Source organism: Mesorhizobium sp. P3_A9 (genome assembly GCF_056402975.1).
This window is the reverse complement of record NZ_JBFUGJ010000071.1, coordinates 1-21,545: the sequence shown is the minus strand read 5'-3', so window position 1 is coordinate 21,545 and position 21,545 is coordinate 1. Positions and strand designations below refer to the sequence as shown.

The window sequence follows — 21,545 nt, the reverse complement described above, 5'->3', positions numbered from 1 at the left end:
ACGGTATGCTGTCGCCGTTCGACAGGCAGAACGGGACAAAGAGCAGCCAGGTCAGGCCAAGCGTCAGTGAAAAGAACGCGGTCAGCTGGTGCCCACGCACCAGGCTCAACAAGAAAGTCATGTCAGGTCCTCTCGGCGGGCAGATCCATGAGAGGTCGCCGGACTGCCCGATCGGTCGACATGCATTTGGAAACGAGCCAGGCGAATTGTTCGGCAGGCCGTGTCGACCACCTCGGCCAACCCATGCTTTTTGGCGCCTGTGCGGCCAAAAATCCCGAGCGGGTTCTGAAATTTTTCCGATATTTCCGAAGGATGGCCCGATCTTGTCGGCGCCTTACAGCAAGAGGCGGTGCCGCCAAGCTGCGTTGCTATCCCAGCGGTTCCTGCAGCGGTCCGGCCAAGCCCACACAGGAGAGACATCATATGGAATAGCTATATGGCGACCGTGCTGGTCCGCTAGGGCATCGATTCTGACCGCCGACCGGCTCCAGCCCCCTTTGGTGTCGCGATGTCTAAATGCGATCTCGGCAGGTTTGTCGTCCGAGGAGGGGCGGAGCAAAAAAGTGAGCTGCCTTCCGCTTGAAAATAGCCGAAAAATCTCGCTTTTTGCGGCGTTGAAGAAATCTACAGCGTAGAAAATATAGTTAGCCGAGAAACTATCTCTATTTATACTGAATACATGACGTTGTGCCAATTGTGCCATTCACTTTGTTTGTACGTGTTATTTGTGCAACACAACATTAATCTGTTAGTGGAATCGCCGTTATTTCAAAAACCGTCATTGAAGGCGGAAGATTGATGGGTATGTTCGCCGCGAAAAGGGGACGCGGTGCGCGCCTTTTTCGTTGTGGGGGTGAGGTGGGAAAACATATCCGCCAGCCACAAATCCGAAGCCATTTTTAACTTTGACTGGAGAGGTCAGAAAATGAACATCAAGAGCCTACTTCTCGGCTCAGCCGCGGCAATGATCGCGGTTTCAGGCGCTCGCGCCGCGGACGCGGTCGTCGTCGCCGAGCCGGAACCGGCCGAATACGTCAAGATCTGCGACGTCTACGGCGCCGGCTACTTCTACATCCCGGGCACCGAGACCTGCCTGCGCATCGGCGGCTATCTCCGCTATGACATCGGCGTCGGCGATTCCGGCACGCTGGATGGCGTCAACAACGTTCCGGATCACAAGGACGGCAGCGCCAACGACACCTACTACAAGAACATGCGCTTCGCACTGAGGACTTATACGGGTCAGGAAACCGAGCTCGGCACGTTGAAGACCTTCACCGAGACCCGCTTCCAGTACGGTAACAAGTCTGGTGACTATACTGGCGGCGCCACTGACTGGCAGGCAATCAGTAAGCCCGTCACCTTGAACTTCGCCTGGATCCAGCTCGGTGGCCTGCGCGTCGGTAAGGATGAAACGGCATATGACGCGTTCATCGGTTACGCCGGCAATGTCCTCCAGGACACGATCATCCCGTATGGCATCAAGGACACCAACGTCGTCCAGTATTATTTCGACGCTGGCAGCGGCTTCACGGGCGTGGTCTCGCTCGAAGAAGGCACTGGCACCAGCACGATCGACAGCTATGTTCCGCATGTCGTCGGCGGCTTGAAGTACAAGGCCGACTGGGGTGCGATCACCGGCGTCGTCGCCTATGACAGCAATTACGAGGAAGTGTCCGGCAAGGTTCGCCTGGACGTCAACGTCACCAAGGAACTGTCGCTGTTCATCATGGGCGGCTACGGCACCGACGACAATTCCAAGGACGACGCCAACAACAACATCGACGTCCATGGCCGCACTCAGTACAAGCCATGGGGCGGCAACTGGGCCGTCTGGGGCGGCGGCACCTACAAGTTCAACGACAAGACCTCGTTCAACGTCCAGGCTTCGGCTGACGACGACAAGAACATCGCTCTCGCGGCGAACGTCGCCTACACCATCGTCCCGGGCTTCACGATCACGACCGAAGTCGACTGGGATCACTACGGCAATTACGGCAACCCCTCCGTCTACGGCAACTGGTCCAAGGCCGACAAGAAGGACGGCATCGGCGGCATCGTTCGCTTCCAGCGCAACTTCTGATCGATCGACTGACCTTACCAGGCCGCCCGCAGCGTATCGCTGCGGGCGGTTTTTTATGTGTTCTTGCGAGCGTTGGCCCCGGCGCCGGACCCATACCTTGATTTCGTCACCCGATCGGTGAAAAGCTCCGGCATGGAATGGCGCGACGAGGGAATCATTCTCGGCACCCGCAAGCATGGCGAAACCAGCGCCATTCTCGAGGTGATGACSCGTGCGCATGGCCGYCATCTCGGCCTYGTSCGYGGCGGCCGCTCGCGCAAGCAGCARCCSGTYCTSCAGCCYGGCAAYCGCGTCGAYCTKYTGTGGCGGGCGCGGCTCGACGAGCATCTCGGCACCTTCCAGGYCGAGGCGATCGAGATGAACGCYGCCCGRTTGATGGACAGCGCCGTYGCCGTCTACGGACTGCAGACCATGGCCGMGCATCTGCGCCTGCTGCCCGAGCGCGATGCCCATGGCGGCCTCTACGAGGCGCTCGCCGTGATGATCGTCCATCTCGACAATGCCGATGCCGCCGGCGAACTGGTGGCGCGCTTCGAGCTTCTGATTCTCGATGAACTCGGCTTCGGCCTCGATCTCAGCCAATGCGCCGCCACCGGCACAAAGCAGGACCTTGCCTATGTCTCGCCGAAGTCGGGCCGTGCGGTGTCGGCAGAAGCCGGCGCGCCTTGGCGCGACAAGATGCTGGCGCTGCCKGCCTTTYTGCAGCGCGGCTCCGGCCTGCGCGCCGAYCCAGCGGCGGTCGAGGACGCCTTCCGGCTSACCGGCTTCTTCTTTGGCCGCCAYGTCTATGAGCCGCGCGCCATCGAACAGCCCGATGCCCGGGCCGGCTTCCTTGCCGCGCTGCGCAAGCACCATGCAGCGCGCAAAACCATTGCCGGAGAAAATGCAGCCAGAGAAATCATCACATGAGCGAAGTCGAGCTTTATCCAGGCCGGGTCTCGCCGCTCGGCCTCGGCACCATTCCGCACGCCGACATCCTGAAATACACGGGCCTGGAGTTGTTGCAGCGAATCATCGACGGCAAGTACCCGGCACCGCCGATCTCGTTCCAGCTCAGCTTCGCGCTGACCGAAGTGTCGGAAGGTCGAGCGGTGTTCCGTGGCGTACCGAATGAGCGCCACCTCAACCCGCTCGGCGGCGTACATGGCGGCTGGGCGGCGACGCTGCTCGATTCGGCATTGGCTTGCGCCGTGCAGACGCTGCTCGAAAGGGGCGAGGCCTACACGACGGCGGAGTTCAAGGTGAATCTCACGCGGCCGATCACGCCCAGGACCGGCGAGGTGGTCTGCGAAGGCAAGGTGGTCCACAAAGGCCGCACGCTTGCCGTTTCGGAAGCGACGCTCAAGGATGCCGGTGGCAAGCTGCTGGCTTTCGGCACCGAGACATGTTCGATATTTCCAGCCGCCAATCTGGCGGCACGTTGAGTTTTTAAGCCGTTTAGCCGCCGCATTTGAATGTCAGTGAGATGAAATGTCAGTGAAAACTGGCCTGGTTTGGGGGAACCGCCATGTTTGAAAGCCTGATCGGCCTTGTCGCCATCATCGCCTTGTTCGTCATCATTTCGCGCCAGCAGAGCCGCATCGGCCTTGTCGAGCGCGAGCTTGGCGCGCTGCGCAGTCTCGTCCTTTCGGGCGCCGTGCCGCCGGTGGTCAAGCCGTCCGAGCAGGCCGCGAGGGACAGCGAACCCGCCGATGTGGTTCCAGCAGCAGTAGCTGCCGCCGCCATGGCTTCGCCTGCGGTGAGCGAGGCCGCCGCCGCGCAAGCGCCGGCGCCTGAGACGGTAGCTGTGCCCAGCGACGCTGTGTCCGGCCCGTGGGCTGCGGGCGAGCCGAAGGCAGCGGAACCCGCGGCGCCGACACAGCCGGCCAAAGCGCCCGGCAAGCCGGATATCGAGACGGCGCTCGGCACGCGCTGGGCGGTCTGGGTCGGCGGCATCGCGCTGGCGCTGGGTGGCCTGTTCCTGATCCGCTACACCATCGAGGCTGGCATTTTCGGCCCCGRCGTGCGGCTSACCATGGCMGCGGTGCTCGGGCTGGTGCTGGTCGCCGGCGGCGAGTTYATTMGCCGCACCGGCTTCAAGGTGCCGGTGCAAGGCGYTGCCGGCGCCTAYATTCCGGCGATCCTGACGGCGGCCGGYGCCTTCATCCTGTTCGGCACCGTCTATGCCGCCCATGGCATTTACGGCTTCATCGGCCCGGCGCTTGCCTTCACGCTGCTTGGCGCCATCGGCGTGGCGACGATCGCCGCCGCTCTCGTACACGGCCTGGCCCTGGCCGGTATCGGTCTCGTCGGTGCCATGGCGACGCCGGCGCTCGTGTCCTCCCAGGCGCCAAATCCATGGGCGCTGTTCGTCTATCTCGCCATCGTGCTTGCCGCCACTGCGGTGATCGCCCGCATGCGCGACTGGAAATTCCTGATGGCGGCGGCCTTCTTCGGCACCGGTCTCTGGACCATCGCCTACATGACGAACGCTCCCGGCGCCGACCTTGCCGTCATCCTGTTCATCGACGCGGTGACGCTGGCGATGCTTGCCCTTGTCTGGCTGCGCAGTCGTGGCGGCGAAGAGGAAACTGCAAATCAGGGTTTCGACTGGCCATCGATCGTGCCGGGAGTTTTTGTTGCGTTTTCGGCGCTGGGCCTGTCCGTCGACTCAACGCTTGTCGCGGCCGGCGATGCCTTGCCGGGCGCTTTGGTCATCGTCGCCCTTGTCGCCACCGCACTCTATCGGCCGCGCGCCGTGCCGCTGCTGCATGCCGCCGGGGTGGTGAGCGTGATGATCTATCTCGGCATCATTCCGCCAACCACCATCGGCTCCGATTTGTCCCAGGGCAACATAGGCTTTGACGGCCTGCAGGTGGCGGCTGGAAATCCCTTGACGCTGCGCATCGGCATTGGCCTCGGCCTGGTCTTCATCGGCGCGGGTTTCTGGGCCGCCCGCCGTTTCGCCGCCGTCGCGCAGATCCGCGCGGCATGCTGGGCGGCATGGGGCATCGCCGCGCCGCTGGTCATTATGCTGGCGCTATGGCTGACCTACGGCAATCTCGACCGCGATCTTGCCTATGCCGCGGTCGCGGCCCTTCTGGTCGTGGTCTTCGCCGCCGGCGGCGAGTGGATCGCGCGCGCCGAAGAGCCGCCGCTCAAGGGCGGCATGGCGGTGTCGTTTGCCCTGTGTGGCGCGGCGATCGCCGGCCTCTTGATGCTGCACATGGCCTTCGATTCCGGCTGGACCACCATTCTGCTCGGTGCCGCGGCCATCGTGCCGGCGCTGGCGACGCGCTGGCGCTCTTATCCCGTGCTTGGCTGGATTTCGGCCGGTGCGGTGATTGCCGTGCTTGGCCGCGTCGCCTTCGATCCGACCATCGTCGGCGCCGAGTTCCTCTCCAGGACACCGGTGTTCAACTGGCTGCTGCCGGGATACGGCGTGCCGGCGCTCGCCTTCGGCTTCGCCGCCTGGCAGCTCGCCCGCACCACCAATGGCCGGCCGCGTCTCGCCATGGAAGCGGCGGCAGCACTGTTTGCGCTGCTGACGATCGCCATGCTGGTGCGTCACGCCATGCATGGCGGCGTCATCGACACAGGTGCGATCACACTCGCCGAGCAGGCGATCTACACGCTGATCGCCATCGGTGCCGGCGCCATCCTGGTCGCCATCGACATGCGCTCGCCAAGCTCGGTGCTGCGCTATGGTTCGATGGCCGCCGGCGTGGTTTCGGTCGCCTTCATCGTTGTCAGGCATTTCGTGGTGCTGAACCCGCTTTTCACGGACGAATCGACCGGCCGGATCCCGGTCTTCAACCTGTTGTTCCTCGCCTATCTCCTGCCGGCGGTCGCCGCCGGCGGGCTGGCGCTGTATGCCCGCGACAAACGGCCGAAATGGTATGCGCAGATGTTGGCGGTGGTGGCGGCCGTGCTCGCCCTGGCCTATGCCACGCTATCGGTCAGGCGCCTGTTCAAGGGCGAGTTCATCGGCCTGTGGAGTGGCCTCGGCCAGCTGGAGACCTACACTTATTCGGCGCTCTGGCTGGTCATCGGCGTGGCGCTGCTCACCGCCGGCGTCTGGCTGAAGTCGCAGGTGCTGCGCATTGCCTCCGCCGGCCTGATCGCGATTGCCGTGCTGAAGGTTTTCCTCTTCGACATGTCGGAGCTGGAAGGCGTGCTCAGGGCGCTGTCCTTCATCGGCCTGGGCGCCGTGCTGATCGGCATCGGGCTGTTCTACCAGCGGCTTTTGACCAGAGCGGCGAAGGAGGGTTGACGCGCTTGCCTTCGTGAACGGCCTTACCCGTCCACGGATCGCTTATCCGCTATTTTCGGACGATGCCGCGCATGCGGCGTTGTACGACTGCCTCTTTGATCAGGCCCGCGATCTTGCGGACAAACGCCGGGCTGAAGGACCCGATCGGTTTCGTCGTGACGAGATCATAAGCTTCATCGACTTGCACGCGGTTGTACTCGTCCAGAATCAACCATGACGGAAAGTCGAGCCCACCTCTGCGGCACTCGATTTCGCTCACGGCAACATGCGTGCGGGACTGGTCAGGCTTTTGCGAGGTGAGCGGGAATAAGAACAGTGCGGCAGGCGTCGCCGGCGTTCTGACCACAATGCAGACTGGTCGCGCCTTACGGCCGGATTCCTCGCCGGCGTCAGCCTGCCGTGCCCATAGATAATAATATCGAAGCAAGTCGCCAGGCTTAAGCATCCGGTTTGTCGCCAGTTGTAATGGCGTCCAATCCGAACATGAGTTCATCGTGAACCTCGCCCGGCGCGTCCTCCAGCGTGTAGGCTACGGTATGAGGCGAACCGACGAGCTGTCGGTATTGGGCAGCTGACAGGATGATCAGCTTCTCCTTGCCGCGTTTCGTGAGAGCGACAGGCTCGATCATCGCCGTTTCGAGAATCTCGCCGGACGCCCGATTCATGTCTGAAAAGGTGAATTGCTTCATCGAATGATCCTTGTACGTATTCTATCTATTGTGCATATTTTACGTATTTAGGCAATCAATTTGCCGCCACCTTCCAATTGGGAATAAACCCGCACCCGCCAGCGTTATCTCATTGCTTGGGTGACCGGGGCGGTGGACCGCTTCGCGCTGGCCGCTTGCGTCGCGCCGGGAAGGCGCGTTCTATCGGGATCAACAAGGGCGACCTCAGAACCAGCGGTCATGGACGAAAAGAAGGCAGCAATCCTTGGCGAAATACCGCGMCTGCGCCGCTACGCACGCTCGCTTTTGCGCGACCGCGATTCTGCCGACGATCTCGTTCAGGAYTGYCTYGAGCGSGCRCTYATGCGGCTCGACAACTGGCAGACRGGAGAAAGCCCCAGGAGGTGGCTGTTTACGATCATGCATCATTTGTTCATCGACCAGATGCGCAAGGTGAACCGTCGCGGCGAAGCGGCGATGCTGCCCCTGGAAGCGGGCGAGGCGGTTGCCCAGCCGGCCGAGCAGKTSGAGRGCATCGCCTCRCGCGARATCATCGAYGCGTTGCAGGCGATCAGCCCCGATCGYCGCGCGGCCCTTGTCATGGTCGCCATCGAAGGCTTTTCCTATGCCGAGGCCGCCAACATTCTGGGCGTGCCCGCCGGCACGCTGATGTCGCGCATTGCGCGCGGGCGCGAGGAATTGCGCGGATTGCTGGATGACACGGCGCGTCGCCGCGCGATAAGGATCGTCGAGAAATGATCCGCCGCGATTTTTCCGAACGTGACATCCATATGGCGCTCGACGGCGAGTTGCCGGCCGACGAGCGTGCCGCCTATGATGCCTGGCTCGATGCCAATCCCGAGATGAAGGCCAGAAGCGCCCGCTTCACCGCCGACCGGGAGGCGTTGCGCTCGGCCTTTGCCGGCGTGCTGGATGAGCCCGTTCCCGCGCGCTTGCGCAAGGTGGTGCTCGGCGAAACGCCTATTAAGGCTATGGTGCCGCGCTTGCGCTGGTGGCTTGCCGCTGCCGCTGCCGTGCTTTTGGCCACGGGCGGATTTGGTGGCTATTTTGCCGGCATTGACGGCGTCGGACAGGAGGATCCGGCGGAGGATCGGCTCGCCGAACAGGCGATTGCCGCCCATGTCATCTACGCCGCCGAGAAGCGGCATGCGGTGGAAGTGCCGGCCAGCGACAAGGATCATTTGCAGACCTGGCTGTCCAACCGGGTCGGGCTGAAGCTGGTGGCGCCGGATCTGACCGCGAACGGTTTTCAGCTGGTCGGCGGCCGGTTGCTGCCGGCCGGCGAAGCCAAGGCCGCGATGCTGCTCTACGAGGACGACAAGGGCGAGCGCATATCGCTCTTCGTCACCGCGGAATCGACGGAGAATGCCAAGGGCACCTATGCCTCGGCGCAGGATGGCCCGCAGGCGGTCTACTGGCTGGACAAGGGATATGGCTGCGCCGTCGTCGGCTCGCTGCCGCGTGAGCAATTGGCGGTCGTGGCCAAGAGTGCCTATGGCCAGCTTCTGGCAGGCCTCGCAAGCTGAGTGGCCRCAATGACTTGCAGCCGGTGGTCCATCAAAACTGCGATCCTGTTCAAAGCCCGCGCGCTTCCTTGCCGCCGCGGAAACTGTCACAATTCGGCCCTAATCAAGGAGCGATAGCGCTTGATGAATACCGGCGCTTCGGCCGGTGTTTGCGACGCTTTTGACCGGGGCCGTTTCCGCAACGCAATCGAGGTTTTCTCAAGTCGCATGCCTGCCGAGATCCGCACGGCCCGCGCGTCTGACGTCGATGATCTCGCCGCCATCGAGAAAGCCGTTTTCACGAGCGATCGCATTTCCCGTCGCTCCTTTCGCCTGTTCATCGAGCGCGAGACCGCGCAGACGCTGGTCGCCGAAGTCGATGGCCGCGTCGCCGGCTATGCGATCGTGCTGTTTCGCAAGGGCAGTGGGGTGGCGCGGCTTTACTCCATAGCCACGGGTCCGTTTTTTGGCGGGCTGGGTGTCGGCCGCATGCTGCTTGCGTCGGCGGAGGAGGCGGCCTTCGAACACGACCGCATGATGCTGCGTCTCGAAGTGCGTGAGGACAACAGCCGCGCCATCCGCATCTACGAGCAGGCCGGCTACCGCAAGATCGGCCGTGAGCCGGGCTACTACGAGGACGGCGCAACCGCGCTTCGCTATGAGAAAACCTTGCGCGGCGACATCCCGATCGCCACCAGGGTTCCGTTCTATCAGCAGACCTGCGAATTCACCTGCGGCCCATGCTGCCTGATGATGGCCATGGCCAATTTCGACCGGGGCTTCGTGCCCGATCCGGTGATGGAAATCCGTCTCTGGCGCGAGGCGACGACCGTCTTCATGATGTCGGGACCGGGCGGGTGCGAACCATTCGGCCTGGCTGTCTCGGGATACGAAAGCGGGCTCGCGGCGGAAATCTTCGTTTCCTTCTATGGCGCACTGTTCCTGCAATCGGTGCGCAGCGAGGACAAGCGCCGGGTCATGGAACTGGCTCAGGTCGACTTTCGCCGCCGTGCGGAACTTTACGGCATCCCGGTGAATTACCGCTCATTCAGCATCGATGACATCAGAGCCGCGATCGCCGAGGGAAAGCTGGTGCTGGTGCTGATCAGCGGCTTCCTGATGTTCGGCAAGAAGGTGCCGCACTGGGTGCTGGCCATCGGCGATGATGGCGACCATATTCTGATCCACGATCCCTGGGTCGAGGACGAGAGGCAGGAAACCATCCTTGATGCCGCCAACATTCCCGTGCCCTACGGCATCTTCATGAACATGGCGCAGTTCGGCCGCGACGGACTGCGTGCCGCCATCACTCTGGGGAAGCGCGACACAAAATGACCTGGGTCATCCTTACCGGCCGGCAGAGCGATCTCGACCAGGTGGCGACACCGCACAAGATCATAACCAATCGTGATTATCTCGCGCATCCGTCGCTGTTCCGCGGCCAGCGGCCGAAGGTCATCAACCTGTCGAACAATTACGGCTACCAGAGCCGCGGCTATTATGCCTCGCTGCTGGCGAGTTCACGTGGCCACAAGGTCATTCCGACTGTCGAGACGATGATCGACCTGTCGGAGCGCAAGCTCTATGAGCATGCGCTGCCGGAACTGGAACTGGCGCTCAACAAATGCCGCAAGGATCTGGGCGGAGCCTTTCCGGCCAAGGTCTGCATCTTCTTCGGCATCGGACCCTCCAAGGTGTGGGACCGCTTCGCCAAGCTCTTGTTCGACTGGTTCCGCGCCCCGGCGCTCGAAGTCCATATCAAGGACAGCGCCGAATGGGCCTCGATCCGCAAGATCGGCTTCCATCCGCTGGCGCGGATGACCGAGGACGAAGAAAAAAGCTTCATCCAGTGCCTGGAGACCTACACCAACCGCGAATGGCGTGACACCAAGGGACGCACGCCGGCGCGCTATACCTTCGCCACGCTGGTCGATCCGCATGAGGAACTGCCGCCGTCGGAAATCTCGTCGCTGCGCTACTGGGCCAAGATCGCCGAAAAGATGGGGGTCGAAATCGAACCCATCACCAAGAAGGATTTGGCCAAGCTCGCGAACTACGATGCGCTGTTCATCCGCGAGACCACCTCGATCTCCAACCACACCTATCGCTTCGCCCGCCGCGCCCAGCAGGAAGGCATGCCGGTCATCGACGATCCGCTGTCGATGATCCGTTGCACCAACAAGGTCTATCTCAACGAACTGATGGCCTACAACAAGGTGCCGGTGCCACCGACGGTGATGATCGCCGGCACCTCCGACCTCGAACTGGCCGCACAGACACTGGGCTTTCCGCTGGTGCTGAAGATCCCGGATTCATCCTTCTCGCGCGGCGTCAAGAAATGCGAGAATCTGGAGGAACTGACGCGGCTTGCGACCGAGTGGCTGGAGGATTCCGATCTCCTGATTGCCCAGAAATTCATTCCGACCGAATATGATTGGCGCGTCGGCGTGCTCGGCGGCCAGCCGCTGTTTGCCGTGCACTATCTCATGGCCAAGAAGCACTGGCAGATCGTCAACCACAAGGCCAATGGCAAGCCCGACCAGGGTGGCATCAAGACCTTCACGCTGAAGGAGACGCCGGCCCATGTCGTCGAGACCGCGGTCAAGGCGGCGCGCTGCATCGGTGACGGCCTCTACGGCGTCGACCTCAAGGAGACCAAGGACGGCGTCTTCGTCATCGAGGTCAACGACAACCCCAATCTCGACCATGGCTGGGAGGATTCCGGCGAGAAGGACGAGGTCTGGGTCCGGCTGACGCAGTGGTTCCTGGAGCGGCTCGACCGGCCGGGAAGATAGTGCAACCAAGGGGAAAACATGCAGTTCATCGTCATCGAGGATTTCACCGGCTGCGACCGCAAGGAGATCTATCGCCGCTTYCGCGAYCGKGGCCGCCTGAAGCCGGATGAGCTTGTCGTGCACCACWSCTGGATCGCGGCGGATATGAGTCGCTGYTTCCTKYTGGTCGARGCCGATGACGTCACASTGCTGCAACGGTGGGCTATCGAATGGAACGATCTGGTCGAGTTCGAGATCGTTCCTGTGGCAACGAGCAAGGATATGGTCGAGGCATTGAGGGGGCACCTTTGATCTGCCGTCGCGCCCGCGCTTGGCTCAATTTGGTGCAAACACGATAACCATAGTTAAACTGGTTCGTGTTACTCGAGCTGTATTGTGAATTGCTCGGGGTATTTTGCAGTATGATAAAGCTGTTCCAGTCAGTAAATTGCGGGCAGGTATTGTATTTCTGCTTGCTAATATTCCTTATCGGATTCGATTTTGCCAAGGATCCAATCGAGCATTTTCTGGTTGGGGCAAAGGAAGACATTCAAAAGCAGATCTATGCGGCTGACGGCGCGAAGATTGCGCAGAACCAACAATCCTTTGTCGAGGGGTTGAGAACAGGTGACCGACCTGCGCAAAGCGAAGCGTCGCCGGCGGACCCCGTCCAAGACCATGCTGCGGGGATGGTAGCTCAGGCGCTTGCCATGGAAGCGAAGAGCTCCGCCGTCGGGGCGATCTATATGTCCATACTCGTGGCGATGGGCTATGCCACCCTGGTTGCGATCGTCTGGATGGTATTTGCCCGTGTGCGCGACGTTGGCTGGCCGGCCTTGGTCGGTTTCGGCGTGCTCGCCCCGAAATTGGCTATCGCATTGTTCCACGGCGGTCTTTCGCCACTGGCCTTCGACATCCTGCGATACGGTTTCATGGCCGCGATGATCATACTTGGGCTTGTACCGGGTAAATTTGCTCAAGGTCCTCGTGCCGTACCGGTGTCGCGGACGGTCGTGGCTGAACCGGTCAGGCGCGTTTCGGGTCAGTTCGGTCAAAGGCGCCGCTAGTGCGGAGCAAAGTAGCTGATTCCGCTATATTGCGGATCTGGCACGCAGCGCCGGCGACCCCACCGCGCGCTGGCATTCCTCGATGAGCCAATCGCGGAACGCCGCCACGACATCGCGCCTGGCGCTGCGCTCCGGAATGGTCAGGCAATAGGGCTGGCGCAACGCGATCGCCCTGGCAGCGGGCCGGACCAGCCTGCCGTCCTCCAGCGCCTCGGCACAATAGACCCCTTGCGCCAGCGCCACGCCCAGTCCCGAAATGGCGAGGTCGAGTGCCGCGCGCGACGAGTTGGCCGAAAGGCCGCGTTGCGCTGCCCGGCCGCGCTGGACACCGGCAGCCTCGAACCAGTTGCGCCAGGACGGAAACGAGGCGCCGGTCGGTCCCCAGTCGGTGTGGATCAGCGGCAGCCCGGCGAGCGGATCGCCGTCCGCCTTGATCGCGCTGGCACGCCCTGGCGCGCAGACGGGATAGACGGCGTCCCKGRCGATGTCCTSSGTCGGSTRMTCGCGATARTGSGGGCCGTAGGAGAGCCTGATGTCGATCARMTCRCGRTCGAACGRCACCGGRTCGTCGTCRCCKCGSAGCGATATGTCGRCGGCGCCGTGGCTGGCGACAAAGCSGGCSAGACGCYGCGAAAGCCARCCCATSGCCATGGATGGCGGCACCGAGACCACCAGGCGCGGGCGGAAGGCATCGCCGCCCAGTTCGCGCGAGACACTGCCGATTTCCTGGAAGGCCATGGTCAGCCCTGGAAGCATTTCCACGCCGGCCTCGGTGAGGACGACGCGGCGGTTGACCCGGTGAAACAGCTTGCGGCCCATCTGTTCCTCGACGGTGCGGATGAGCTGGCTGACAGCGGCCGCCGAGACCGAAAGCTCTTCCGCCGCCGCGGCAAAGCTGCCCGTGCGCGCCGCGGCCTCGAAAGCCTGAAGTCCTTTCAGTGATGGAGATGTGACCATGATTGCCGGATAGATAAGGTGAGCTTATCCAAATCGCAGGAATCGTCGTTTTTGGAAAGCTTTTTCACCGGCTAGATTGGCTCTCATCAAATCGCCAGCCTGGATCGAAGCCAATGGACCATCGCGACATAATCGCGTCATTAACCCCGGAAGAGCGCAATCGCCTGACCGCCAAGTCCGACGCTGCGGGTTTCGTTCAGCTCGGCGCCCATGGGGGTGCGATCGTGATCCTTGGATCGCTGATCGCAGCGAAAGCGCCATTCTGGCCGTTGCTGATGCTGCCGCAAGGCATCCTGATCGTCTTCCTGTTCACGCTGCTGCACGAAACGGTTCATCGCACGGCCTTCGAGACGCAGTGGCTGAACGATGTCGTAGCGCGGGTATGCAGCGTGGTGCTGGCGCTGCCGGCCGACTGGTTTCGTTACTTCCATTTCGCCCATCACCGCTTCACCCAGGATCCGCATAACGATCCCGAGCTGGCCTTTCCCAAACCGGAAACGCTGCGGCAGTACCTCGTGCATGTTTCCGGCATCCCGCTGTGGTGGGGCCATCTCAAGACGCTCTGCGCCAATGCCTTTGGCAGCAGCCAGGAAAGCTATGTGCCGCCGAAAGGCCGACCCAAGGTACGTGCCGAGGCGCGCGCCATGATTGCCTTCTACGCTGTCGTCATTCTGATCGCCGTCTATTTTCGGCTCGCCGTGCTTCTCTATGTCTGGATCATTCCCGCTCTGCTCGGTCAGCCCTTTCTGCGCCTCTATCTCCTGGCTGAGCACGGCCGCTGTCCGTTCGTCGCCAACATGCTGGAGAATACGAGAACCACGCTGACCAATTGGGTCGTGCGCAAGCTGGCCTGGAACATGCCGTTCCATGCCGAGCATCATGCCTATCCCGGTGTGCCGTTTCATCAATTGCCGCAGTTTCACGCGCTGATCGAGCGGCATCTGAAGGTAGTCGAGCCCGGCTATGTCAGCTTCCATGAGAAATACATCGAGACACTGCGCTGAACTGCCAAGCTTCAGCCCGTGTGGCTGTGCAGCGCACGCGACTTCAACAGGCGCTGGATGTCCGCAGCCTTCGAGGGCACGCCGATCAGATAGCCCTGCGCCTCGACACAGCCATTGTCGCGCAGCATGTCGAGTTGCGCCTCGGTCTCGACGCCCTCGGCGGTGACAACAATGCCAAGTTCATTGCCGAGCCCGATGATGGTGCGGACGATAGCCGCTGTGTCGCGATTGCCCATGTCGCGGATGAAGGAGMGATCGATCTTGATCTTGTCGACCGGAAAACGCCTGAGGTAGCCGAGCGAGGAATAGCCGGTGCCGAAATCATCCAGCGCGATGCGGATGCCGAGATCGCGTAGCTGTCGCAGCGTCTTCAGCACGGTTTTGCTCTCGTCCATCAGCACGGTTTCGGTGATTTCCAGCTCCAGTTGTCGGGCCGGCACGCCGGAGAAGGCCAGCGCCGAGATGACGTCGCGGGCAAAACCGCCGCTTTTGAGCTGCACGGCCGAGACATTGACCGCAATGCGCAAGCCGGGAGGCCAGCTTGCCGCCGCCGTGCAGGCCTCTCTCAGCGCCCATTCGCCAAACGGCACGATGAGTCCGGTTTCTTCGGCGACCGGAATGAATGCGTCCGGCGCGACAGTGCCCCGTGCTGGCGAATGCCAGCGCATCAATGCCTCCGCTCCGATGATCTCGCCGGAGGCGATGTGCATGATCGGCTGGTAATCGAGGTCCAATTCCTGGCGCGACAGCGCGGCTTCGAGGTCGACCTCGAGCGCCCGGCGAACCTGCACGACGGCGTCCATTGCGGGCTCGAAGAAGCGATAGAGGTTTCGCCCTTCGCTCTTCGCTCGATAGAGCGCCGTATCGGCATTTTTCAGCAGCGTATCGGCGTCCCTGCCATCGCTGGGGAAAATAGCGATGCCCAGGCTGATGCCGACATGCATGTCCCGGGTCTTGTCGCGAAACGGTTTTGCGATTGCCTCGACGATGCGCTTCGCGAGTTTTTCAGCATCGGCGATGCCCCTGGAATTGAACTGCATGATGACAAACTCGTCACCGCCGAAGCGGGCGACGAGGTCTGTTTCATTGTGCAGGCAACGCTGCAGCCTCTCGGCCACGCTTTTCAAGAGCCAGTCGCCGGCAGGATGTCCCCAGGTGTCGTTGATCGCCTTGAAGCGGTCGAGATCGAGCGAGAAGATCGCCAGCGGCGGTGCCGTCGTATCCTCCAGTGCCATGTCGAGCCGTTCGCGAAACATCGAACGGTTGGGCAGTCCGGTCAGTGTGTCGTGATGCGCAAGGTGGGTCATGCGCTCTTCGGCGAGGCGACGTTCGGTGACGTCGTCGAAGGTCACCACCCAGCCGCCGCCGCTCATCGGCCGCCGTGTGACCAGAACCGTCCTGCCGTCGGTAAGATAGCGATAGGCCGAATGCGGTTTTGCCGCCGCCAGGCAGGCTTCGGTCTTGGCGACTTCGCTGTCGACGTCGATCTTCGTATAGATGCCCAGTTCCAGCAATCGTTCGAGCGCGTCGCGGTGCGTTGTTCCAAGCGGAAAGTCCGCCGCGGTGACGTCGTAGAGTTCCAGAAAACGCCGGTTGCGCACGATCATCTTGCCGTCGGCGTCGTACATCAGCAAGCCTTGCGACATGTTGGCGAGTGCGGCGTCGAAACGGCGATGCTGCTCCTTGAGATCCTGCTCGGCGCGCCTTTGCTCGGTGATGTCCTCATAGATCGAGACCCAGCCGCCCAGAGCCAGCGGGCGGTGCGAGATGTTGATGATGCGACCATCCGACAGCGTCTCTTCGTAGGTCGAGGGTTTCGCTTGGTCGATATAGGGTTTGCGGATGGCGTAGAGCTCGTCGGCGCTTTGCGAGGCGATACCGATGTCGACGCTGTGCCGCAGGATGTCGATGAAGTGGATGCCCGGTCGTATCAGCTTGGCGTCGAGGCAGAAGATGTYGAGGTARTKGCSGTTGCAGATGATCATSCGCTCRTCGGCATCGAACATGCACAGSCCRTGCGACATGTTCTCGACRGCGGCTGAAAAGCGCTCATTCTGTTCGCGCAGCTCGTCTTCCATGTGGCGAGAGCGCTCCACGCCTTCGGCCACCCGCTCCGGGACGACCGAACCAACCTTGACATCCACGACGGGCATGAGGCGCGCCTGCGGTGTTTGATCCAACACCGCAGTGTTGACGTTTCCGGTTAATTTAGCGTTTTCTACCCTATCGCCGACGTCGAAACCTGGTGCCGCGACGTCTCGATCGCCGAAAATCGTTTCAGGAAGGCATTCTGCGCCCAGGTCACCGAGCGCGGTGTGAAGTCGAAGCGCTCGGCCGAAAAGCCGCGCGGACGGCCGAAGAATTCGGTCGCCTCGGCGGTCGAGAAGCCGGCGAGCAGCGTTGCCTCGAAATAGGCGGCGATCTGGTCGGCGCGCTTGATGTCCCTGCGCAACGCCGCAGCCGGTTCGGGCGGCAGCGAGAAGCGCAGATGGATGGCGCGCTGCAGGCGCAATTCGCAGTCCTTGTAGCTGCCCCCCATCACCGACTTGAACGGCGAGATCATGTCGCCGATGACATATTCAGGCGCATCGTGCAGCAGTGCCGCGAGCCGGTCCGTGGCCGAAGCCTGCGGCACAAGGTCGTTGAACAGCGACTCGACCAGCAGCGAATGCTGGGCGACCGAAAACGCATGCTCGCCGCTGGTCTGGCCGTTCCAGCGGGCGACGCGGGCGAGCCCATGGGCAATGTCCGAAATTTCGATGTCGAGCGGCGAGGGGTCGAGCAGGTCGAGCCGACGGCCGGACAGCATGCGCTGCCAGGCGCGTGGCGGGGCGCCGGTACGGTCCGCCGCCATCAGGCCTCCTCCGCGCTGACGGCTTCCTGCGGAAAACTGAATTTGGCCCAGGCCGGAATGGCCACCGTCACTGGCACATCGCCCGCCAGGATCGGCTGGCCGGCGTCCAGCGCCGCCTTGACCCTGTCGATGCGGGCAATGGCAAGCCCCGATGTGCCGGCGTTTGAGCCGAGCGTGCCGACCGGTCGTCCGTCAACGGTTAGTTCGGTGCCGGAGGCGGGCAGGGGAAGCCCGGCCTGGACAATCAGCACGCGCCGCCTGGCCGTGCCGCGATGCTGCATGCGCGAGACGACCTCCTGGCCGACATAGCAGCCCTTCCGGAAGCCGACGCCGCCTGTCTCGTCGAGCAGCACGTCATGCGGGAAGGCGTCGCTCAACGCGTAATCGGCACCGCTTTCGGCGATGCCGTGGGCGATGCGGAAGGCATGCCATGCGGCGACCTCGCCGGCCTCTGCGGTGCCGGCATAGGAGCGCGTGACGCTCTCATTGGGAAAGCGCCTGTCGGCAACCGCGGTTGAATCACTTTCTGAGGCGATTGACTCTTTTCCCCACCCGACAGTGACAAGCGCCTGTTCCGGCTTGCCAATCTCGACCTTGGCGCGGAGCTTGTAGAGCGTCAGCCGGCGAACGAAATCGTCTGAAATGTCGGCACGGCATTCGAGCCGGAAGGCGTTTTCCCCGGCACGCGAGATGAGGAAGTCGAACAGGATCTTGCCGTGCGGCGTCAACAGCGCGCCGGGCTTTGCATCGCCTTCGACGAGTGTGTCGAGATCGGTGGTCAGGATGTTTTGCAGAAAGTGCTCGGCATCCGGGCCGGAGACGGTGATCAGCGCGCGGTCTTTCAGCAGGGCAAAGGGCATGGGGCGGATAAAAGCCTGATCTTGCAAAATGGATGGTCATTACGTAAGCCGCTGACACTCCCCCCGCAAGAGAGCATGGCCATGACCTACGACCTCATCCTGACAGGCGGCACTGTGGTCAACCATGACGGCGAGGGGGCTCGTGACATCGGCGTGAAGAATGGGCGCATCGCCGCAATAGGCGATCTCCGCCAGGCCTCAGCCGGCGAGACGATCGACTGCCGCGGCCTGCATGTCCTGCCCGGTGTCGTCGACAGCCAGGTGCATTTTCGCGAGCCGGGACTGGAGCACAAGGAAGACCTCGAAACGGGCTCGCGGGCTGCGGTGCTTGGCGGTGTCACCGCAGTGTTCGAAATGCCCAACACCAACCCGTTGACCACCAGCGAGGCRRCGCTYGCCGACAAGSTKCGGCGCGSYWSCGGCCGCATGCATTGCGAYTTCGCSTTCTGGGTCGGCGGYACCCGTGACAACGCCAGRGATGTCGGYGAACTCGARCGGTTGCCGGGTGCGGCGGGAATAAAGGTCTTCATGGGATCGTCCACCGGCGACCTGCTGGTCGAGGACGACGAAGGCGTCGCCTCGATCCTGCGAAACACCCGCCGCCGTGCCGCCTTTCATTCGGAGGACGAGTTCCGGTTGCGCGAGCGCCTCGGCGAACGCATCGAGGGCGACCCGTCATCGCATCCGGTCTGGCGCGACGAGATCGCCGCCTTGCGCTGCACCGAACGGCTTGTGCGCATCGCCAGGCAGACCCGCGCCCGCATCCACGTCCTGCACATCTCGACCGCCGAGGAAATCTTGTTCCTCGAACAGCACAAGGACGTCGCGACCTGCGAGGCGACGCCGCACCATCTTACGCTGAGCGCCGACGACTATCTCAGGCTCGGCACGCTAATCCAGATGAACCCGCCGGTGCGCGCCTCCCGCCACCGCGATGGCGTCTGGCACGGCATTGCACAAGGCATTGTCGACGTGCTCGGCTCCGACCACGCACCGCACACACTCGCCGAAAAGGCAAAATCCTATCCGGCTTCGCCCTCGGGCATGACCGGCGTGCAGACGCTGGTGCCGATCATGCTCGACCACGTCAATGCCGGCCGGCTGACCCTGCAGCGCTTTGTCGACCTGTCCAGCCACGGCCCGCAGCGCATCTTCGGCATGGCCAGGAAAGGCCGCGTTGCCGCCGGCTACGACGCCGACTTCACCATTGTCGACATGAAACGGCGCGAGACCATCACCAATGCGCAGGCCGGCTCGAAGGCAGGCTGGACGCCTTATGACGGCAAGCAAGTGACCGGCTGGCCGGTCGGCACCGTCATTCGCGGCCGCCGCATCATGTGGGAAGGCGAAATCGTCGCGCCAGGTCAGGGCAGGGCAGTTGAGTTTTCCGAGGCGCTTGTCGTCTAGGCCCCTGCAGGAAGAAGGCCGAAAGGCTCAATCCCCTGCGACGAAAAATGTCCACTGCCCAGCAGGCGTGATGCCGACGCGATAGAAAATATAGGCGCCGAACTGCTTCATGTCGTCGAAATCGCCGGCGGTAACGATCTTGAACAGTTCGACACGCTGCTTGGCGTCGAGCTTGTCCAGCGGCAGCGCGAAGAAATACGGCCAGACATAGAGTTCCTGCGGCGTTCCGGCGTCGACATGGACATAGCCGGCGCTGAGCACCTCTTCCAGTATGGCCAGAATCTCCTGGCCGTCTGGGTCGCCGGACAGCCCTTTGAGGAAGGCGATGGGGTCGCCATCGATGTCGGCCAGCGATATCTGGGTCATGCTGTCGCCCTTGCCGATCAGGGGCCTCAGCTTTTCGATGTCGCCGCTCTTGCAGGCTTCGATGATCAAATCATGCATGCGCCGCACGGGCTCGGGCAGCTTGCCGAGATCATAGACGACTTCCGGCAAGGGCGCTTCGGGATCGACACGCGGCCTGTTGGTGCCGCCATCGGATGGGCTATCGGGCTCCGCAGCGTCAGGAGCGGCGGGCTGCTGGCCGGTCGAAGGCGGGGTTCCCACCGGATCAGGCATGGGAATCGCGCCGCCGGGCGACGAAACATCGTCATCCGTCGACGGTGTGACGGGAGCGGGAAGCTCTTCGCGTTTGATCTCGCTCAGCGCATAGGCCGGGCTGCTTGCCAGGCACGTCACAAAGGCAATCGCGGCACAGCAAGCAGCGAGGCGGATGTAAAGGACCAAGCCCTTCGGCCTGCCTGACATCGGAAAATTCACTGCCCGTATCTCCTTGGCTCCCGGGCAATCGATCGTCAAAGAACCGGGTGTCGATTCAGTGGCGCAGCCGCTCGGGTTCGAAGGCGCCAGCAATCACCTTCTCGCGCATGCGGTCGAGCAGGGCAAGGGCCGAGGTCTCGCCGTTGGCGCGCAGCATTTCACCAAACGCGGTTTCAAGCGCCGCTTCGGCAATGATCTCGGGCTCGATGCCGGCCGAAAGGCCTTCCGCCCAGGCTTCGCTGTGGCTCTCCACCRCCGTCAGGCGTTTCTCTTCCCTGACCAGCGCGTCGATGTCGTTGACACCATGTTCCATAAGCGATGTCCACCCTTTCAAGCGGCAACCCATCAATGTGGATCAGTATGATCTGTTCTGTCCACACGCAGCCCTAATTAAGTATCTGTAAATACGACATTTTTTTGATCGTGTTTTACAGCAGACGGCTGTGTTTGGCGAAGCTGCGTTTCAACCCGGATCAAACTTAGCCGATTAGKCCGGCCTRCGGGGYGAAAACCTTCAGTTTGAGTTAATTCCACATTCTTGCGGTAACGTTTGATTAACGCTGTTGCAGAAGTGCAACATCAGGATTGCACCAAGACACAGACCGGTACAAGCCGGATTTGTCCGACATGCCCGGCGACGGCCCGGATATCTGTTGATGGATTGCCTGGAGCGCGTCGCATCGAAACGGATTAGTTTCCATAGCGCGAGGCGATGTCGCGTGACAGCGTCTCGCCTTCCTTCATGTAACGGCTGATGGCTTCGGTGGCCGAAGCGGTGCACTGGGTATAGGTGCCGCCGAAGGAGCGGTAGCCGCGGTTGAARCTGGCGATGAAGCGGGCGCGSCGCTCSGGRTCGGGATTYTCCGAATCGAGCAGYTTCTCCATCTCRCCACGCCACTGATCGCCCTTCTCRCCGCACAGATTGCGCAGGAAATGCAGYGAYCCCAGAACCTCCGCCAGCCGCATCAGCCCCGGCTCGAACGGCGACTCGGCACTGAACGCCGGCTGCGCCGAGATGGCCGTGCTGACGACAAGACATAAAACGACAAGAAGGCTAGGGCGGGTCATAAGTCTATGTGGCGAAACAATTTGTCGCCTGCAAGGCGATTTTCAGTGCTTCGCCGGGCTGTTCGAGTGTGGACCGAGGAGTTCCTCGGCCACCGCGAACACCGAACCGGCAAGCGGCAGCGCCGCCATCTCGTTGAGCGTATAGAAGGCGGCTGTCTCGGCATCGTCGCTGGCCACGGCCTCGCCGCCGGCATAGGCGGCGCCGA

21 protein-coding genes and 1 pseudogene are annotated in these 21,545 nt (G+C 62.3%); 12 read left to right on the top strand and 10 right to left on the bottom strand.

The genetic code is table 11. The features are described from left to right. Window positions 1–925 precede the first annotated feature (925 nt). The 4 genes from AC1DX0_RS13010 (at window position 926) to AC1DX0_RS12995 (ending at window position 6,335) form a co-directional block, all read left to right on the top strand. Window positions 926–2,083: a porin gene (locus AC1DX0_RS13010; protein WP_477219443.1), complete on the top strand. Its 1,158-nt coding sequence runs from the start codon at window positions 926–928 to the stop codon at window positions 2,081–2,083. A gap of 132 nt (window positions 2,084–2,215) precedes the next feature. Continuing rightward, window positions 2,216–2,992: a DNA repair protein RecO gene (recO, locus tag AC1DX0_RS13005; RefSeq protein WP_477355614.1), complete on the top strand. Its 777-nt coding sequence runs from the start codon at window positions 2,216–2,218 to the stop codon at window positions 2,990–2,992. Next, entirely contained in the window at window positions 2,989–3,507 is a 519-nt protein-coding gene (locus AC1DX0_RS13000) for a PaaI family thioesterase (RefSeq protein WP_477219441.1), read from the top strand. The genes recO and AC1DX0_RS13000 overlap by 4 nt, the downstream gene beginning before the upstream one ends. Window positions 3,508–3,590: 83 nt before the next feature. Continuing rightward, window positions 3,591–6,335: a DUF2339 domain-containing protein gene (locus AC1DX0_RS12995; RefSeq protein WP_477355611.1), complete on the top strand. Its 2,745-nt coding sequence runs from the start codon at window positions 3,591–3,593 to the stop codon at window positions 6,333–6,335. A 49-nt stretch (window positions 6,336–6,384) separates the two neighbouring features. Here the strand turns inward: AC1DX0_RS12995 and AC1DX0_RS12990 are convergent, their stop codons facing one another. Continuing rightward, window positions 6,385–6,780, bottom strand: coding sequence for a hypothetical protein (locus AC1DX0_RS12990; protein WP_477219439.1), 396 nt, complete (start codon window positions 6,778–6,780; stop codon window positions 6,385–6,387). After that, the gene (locus tag AC1DX0_RS12985; protein WP_477219438.1) at window positions 6,773–7,024 is read right to left on the bottom strand and encodes a type II toxin-antitoxin system Phd/YefM family antitoxin; all 252 of its coding nucleotides are present in this window, start codon (window positions 7,022–7,024) and stop codon (window positions 6,773–6,775) included. The genes AC1DX0_RS12990 and AC1DX0_RS12985 overlap by 8 nt, the downstream gene beginning before the upstream one ends. A gap of 219 nt (window positions 7,025–7,243) precedes the next feature. Between AC1DX0_RS12985 and AC1DX0_RS12980 the strand changes: the two genes are divergently transcribed. The 6 genes from AC1DX0_RS12980 to AC1DX0_RS12955 all read left to right on the top strand — a co-directional run bounded on the left by AC1DX0_RS12980 (window position 7,244) and on the right by AC1DX0_RS12955 (window position 12,370). Continuing rightward, window positions 7,244–7,762, top strand: a complete 519-nt coding sequence (locus AC1DX0_RS12980; RefSeq protein WP_477355608.1) for a sigma-70 family RNA polymerase sigma factor — start codon at window positions 7,244–7,246, stop codon at window positions 7,760–7,762. Continuing rightward, window positions 7,759–8,550 carry an anti-sigma factor family protein gene (locus tag AC1DX0_RS12975; protein WP_477219437.1) on the top strand — a complete coding sequence of 264 codons (792 nt, stop codon included), beginning with the start codon at window positions 7,759–7,761 and terminating at the stop codon, window positions 8,548–8,550. Before AC1DX0_RS12980 ends, AC1DX0_RS12975 begins: the two co-directional genes overlap by 4 nt. A gap of 207 nt (window positions 8,551–8,757) precedes the next feature. After that, complete coding sequence (locus tag AC1DX0_RS12970; protein ID WP_477219778.1) at window positions 8,758–9,864, top strand: peptidase C39 family protein; 1,107 nt, start codon at window positions 8,758–8,760, stop codon at window positions 9,862–9,864. Beyond that, window positions 9,861–11,324, top strand: coding sequence for a RimK family protein (locus AC1DX0_RS12965; protein ID WP_477219436.1), 1,464 nt, complete (start codon window positions 9,861–9,863; stop codon window positions 11,322–11,324). Before AC1DX0_RS12970 ends, AC1DX0_RS12965 begins: the two co-directional genes overlap by 4 nt. A gap of 18 nt (window positions 11,325–11,342) precedes the next feature. Further along, the gene (locus AC1DX0_RS12960; RefSeq protein WP_477355605.1) at window positions 11,343–11,615 is read left to right on the top strand and encodes a DUF3303 domain-containing protein; all 273 of its coding nucleotides are present in this window, start codon (window positions 11,343–11,345) and stop codon (window positions 11,613–11,615) included. A 110-nt stretch (window positions 11,616–11,725) separates the two neighbouring features. Further along, complete coding sequence (locus tag AC1DX0_RS12955) at window positions 11,726–12,370, top strand: hypothetical protein (protein ID WP_477219434.1); 645 nt, start codon at window positions 11,726–11,728, stop codon at window positions 12,368–12,370. A gap of 24 nt (window positions 12,371–12,394) precedes the next feature. Here AC1DX0_RS12955 and AC1DX0_RS12950 read toward each other — a convergent pair whose 3' ends face one another. Further along, entirely contained in the window at window positions 12,395–13,327 is a 933-nt protein-coding gene (locus AC1DX0_RS12950) for a LysR substrate-binding domain-containing protein (protein ID WP_477355603.1), read from the bottom strand. A gap of 113 nt (window positions 13,328–13,440) precedes the next feature. On the opposite strand from AC1DX0_RS12950, the gene AC1DX0_RS12945 reads away from it, so the two are divergent. Continuing rightward, complete coding sequence (locus AC1DX0_RS12945) at window positions 13,441–14,331, top strand: fatty acid desaturase family protein (protein ID WP_477219432.1); 891 nt, start codon at window positions 13,441–13,443, stop codon at window positions 14,329–14,331. 11 nt (window positions 14,332–14,342) lie between these two features. On the opposite strand, the gene AC1DX0_RS12940 is transcribed toward AC1DX0_RS12945, so the two are convergent. From AC1DX0_RS12940 to ygfZ, 3 genes are all read right to left on the bottom strand, one after another. After that, a complete protein-coding gene (locus AC1DX0_RS12940; RefSeq protein ID WP_477355600.1) occupies window positions 14,343–16,484 on the bottom strand; it encodes a putative bifunctional diguanylate cyclase/phosphodiesterase in 2,142 nt (713 codons plus the stop codon). Between the two features lie 65 nt (window positions 16,485–16,549). Continuing rightward, window positions 16,550–17,185: an HD domain-containing protein gene (locus tag AC1DX0_RS12935; RefSeq protein WP_477219430.1), complete on the bottom strand. Its 636-nt coding sequence runs from the start codon at window positions 17,183–17,185 to the stop codon at window positions 16,550–16,552. Further along, a complete protein-coding gene (ygfZ, locus tag AC1DX0_RS12930) occupies window positions 17,185–18,045 on the bottom strand; it encodes a CAF17-like 4Fe-4S cluster assembly/insertion protein YgfZ (protein ID WP_477219429.1) in 861 nt (286 codons plus the stop codon). Before ygfZ ends, AC1DX0_RS12935 begins: the two co-directional genes overlap by 1 nt. A gap of 75 nt (window positions 18,046–18,120) precedes the next feature. Here ygfZ and AC1DX0_RS12925 point away from each other — a divergent pair, with 75 nt between their 5' ends. Continuing rightward, the gene (locus tag AC1DX0_RS12925; protein WP_477355597.1) at window positions 18,121–19,452 is read left to right on the top strand and encodes a dihydroorotase; all 1,332 of its coding nucleotides are present in this window, start codon (window positions 18,121–18,123) and stop codon (window positions 19,450–19,452) included. A gap of 27 nt (window positions 19,453–19,479) precedes the next feature. Here the strand turns inward: AC1DX0_RS12925 and AC1DX0_RS12920 are convergent, their stop codons facing one another. The 4 genes and pseudogenes from AC1DX0_RS12920 to AC1DX0_RS12905 form a co-directional block, all read right to left on the bottom strand. After that, window positions 19,480–20,271, bottom strand: coding sequence for a hypothetical protein (locus AC1DX0_RS12920; protein ID WP_477219427.1), 792 nt, complete (start codon window positions 20,269–20,271; stop codon window positions 19,480–19,482). A gap of 55 nt (window positions 20,272–20,326) precedes the next feature. Further along, a complete protein-coding gene (locus AC1DX0_RS12915) occupies window positions 20,327–20,584 on the bottom strand; it encodes a hypothetical protein (RefSeq protein WP_477355594.1) in 258 nt (85 codons plus the stop codon). A gap of 377 nt (window positions 20,585–20,961) precedes the next feature. After that, the gene (locus AC1DX0_RS12910; RefSeq protein ID WP_477219426.1) at window positions 20,962–21,339 is read right to left on the bottom strand and encodes a TIGR02301 family protein; all 378 of its coding nucleotides are present in this window, start codon (window positions 21,337–21,339) and stop codon (window positions 20,962–20,964) included. Between the two features lie 42 nt (window positions 21,340–21,381). Further along, window positions 21,382–21,545 (bottom strand): annotated as a pseudogene (locus AC1DX0_RS12905) (NUDIX hydrolase); the annotation flags it as partial.

Bases quoted from the DNA above. Each gene is read 5' to 3' on its own strand.
- AC1DX0_RS12975 (WP_477219437.1), top strand. From the start codon at position 7,759: ATGATCCGCCGCGATTTTTCCGAACGTGACATCCATATGGCGCTCGAC.
- AC1DX0_RS12955 (WP_477219434.1), top strand. From the start codon at position 11,726: ATGATAAAGCTGTTCCAGTCAGTAAATTGCGGGCAGGTATTGTATTTC.
- AC1DX0_RS12970 (WP_477219778.1), top strand. From the start codon at position 8,758: ATGCCTGCCGAGATCCGCACGGCCCGCGCGTCTGACGTCGATGATCTC.
- AC1DX0_RS12990 (WP_477219439.1), bottom strand. From the start codon at position 6,780: ATGCTTAAGCCTGGCGACTTGCTTCGATATTATTATCTATGGGCACGG.
- AC1DX0_RS13000 (WP_477219441.1), top strand. From the start codon at position 2,989: ATGAGCGAAGTCGAGCTTTATCCAGGCCGGGTCTCGCCGCTCGGCCTC.
- AC1DX0_RS12965 (WP_477219436.1), top strand. From the start codon at position 9,861: ATGACCTGGGTCATCCTTACCGGCCGGCAGAGCGATCTCGACCAGGTG.
- AC1DX0_RS12935 (WP_477219430.1), bottom strand. From the start codon at position 17,185: ATGGCGGCGGACCGTACCGGCGCCCCGCCACGCGCCTGGCAGCGCATG.
- ygfZ (WP_477219429.1), bottom strand. From the start codon at position 18,045: ATGCCCTTTGCCCTGCTGAAAGACCGCGCGCTGATCACCGTCTCCGGC.
- AC1DX0_RS13010 (WP_477219443.1), top strand. From the start codon at position 926: ATGAACATCAAGAGCCTACTTCTCGGCTCAGCCGCGGCAATGATCGCG.
- AC1DX0_RS12945 (WP_477219432.1), top strand. From the start codon at position 13,441: ATGGACCATCGCGACATAATCGCGTCATTAACCCCGGAAGAGCGCAAT.
- AC1DX0_RS12985 (WP_477219438.1), bottom strand. From the start codon at position 7,024: ATGAAGCAATTCACCTTTTCAGACATGAATCGGGCGTCCGGCGAGATT.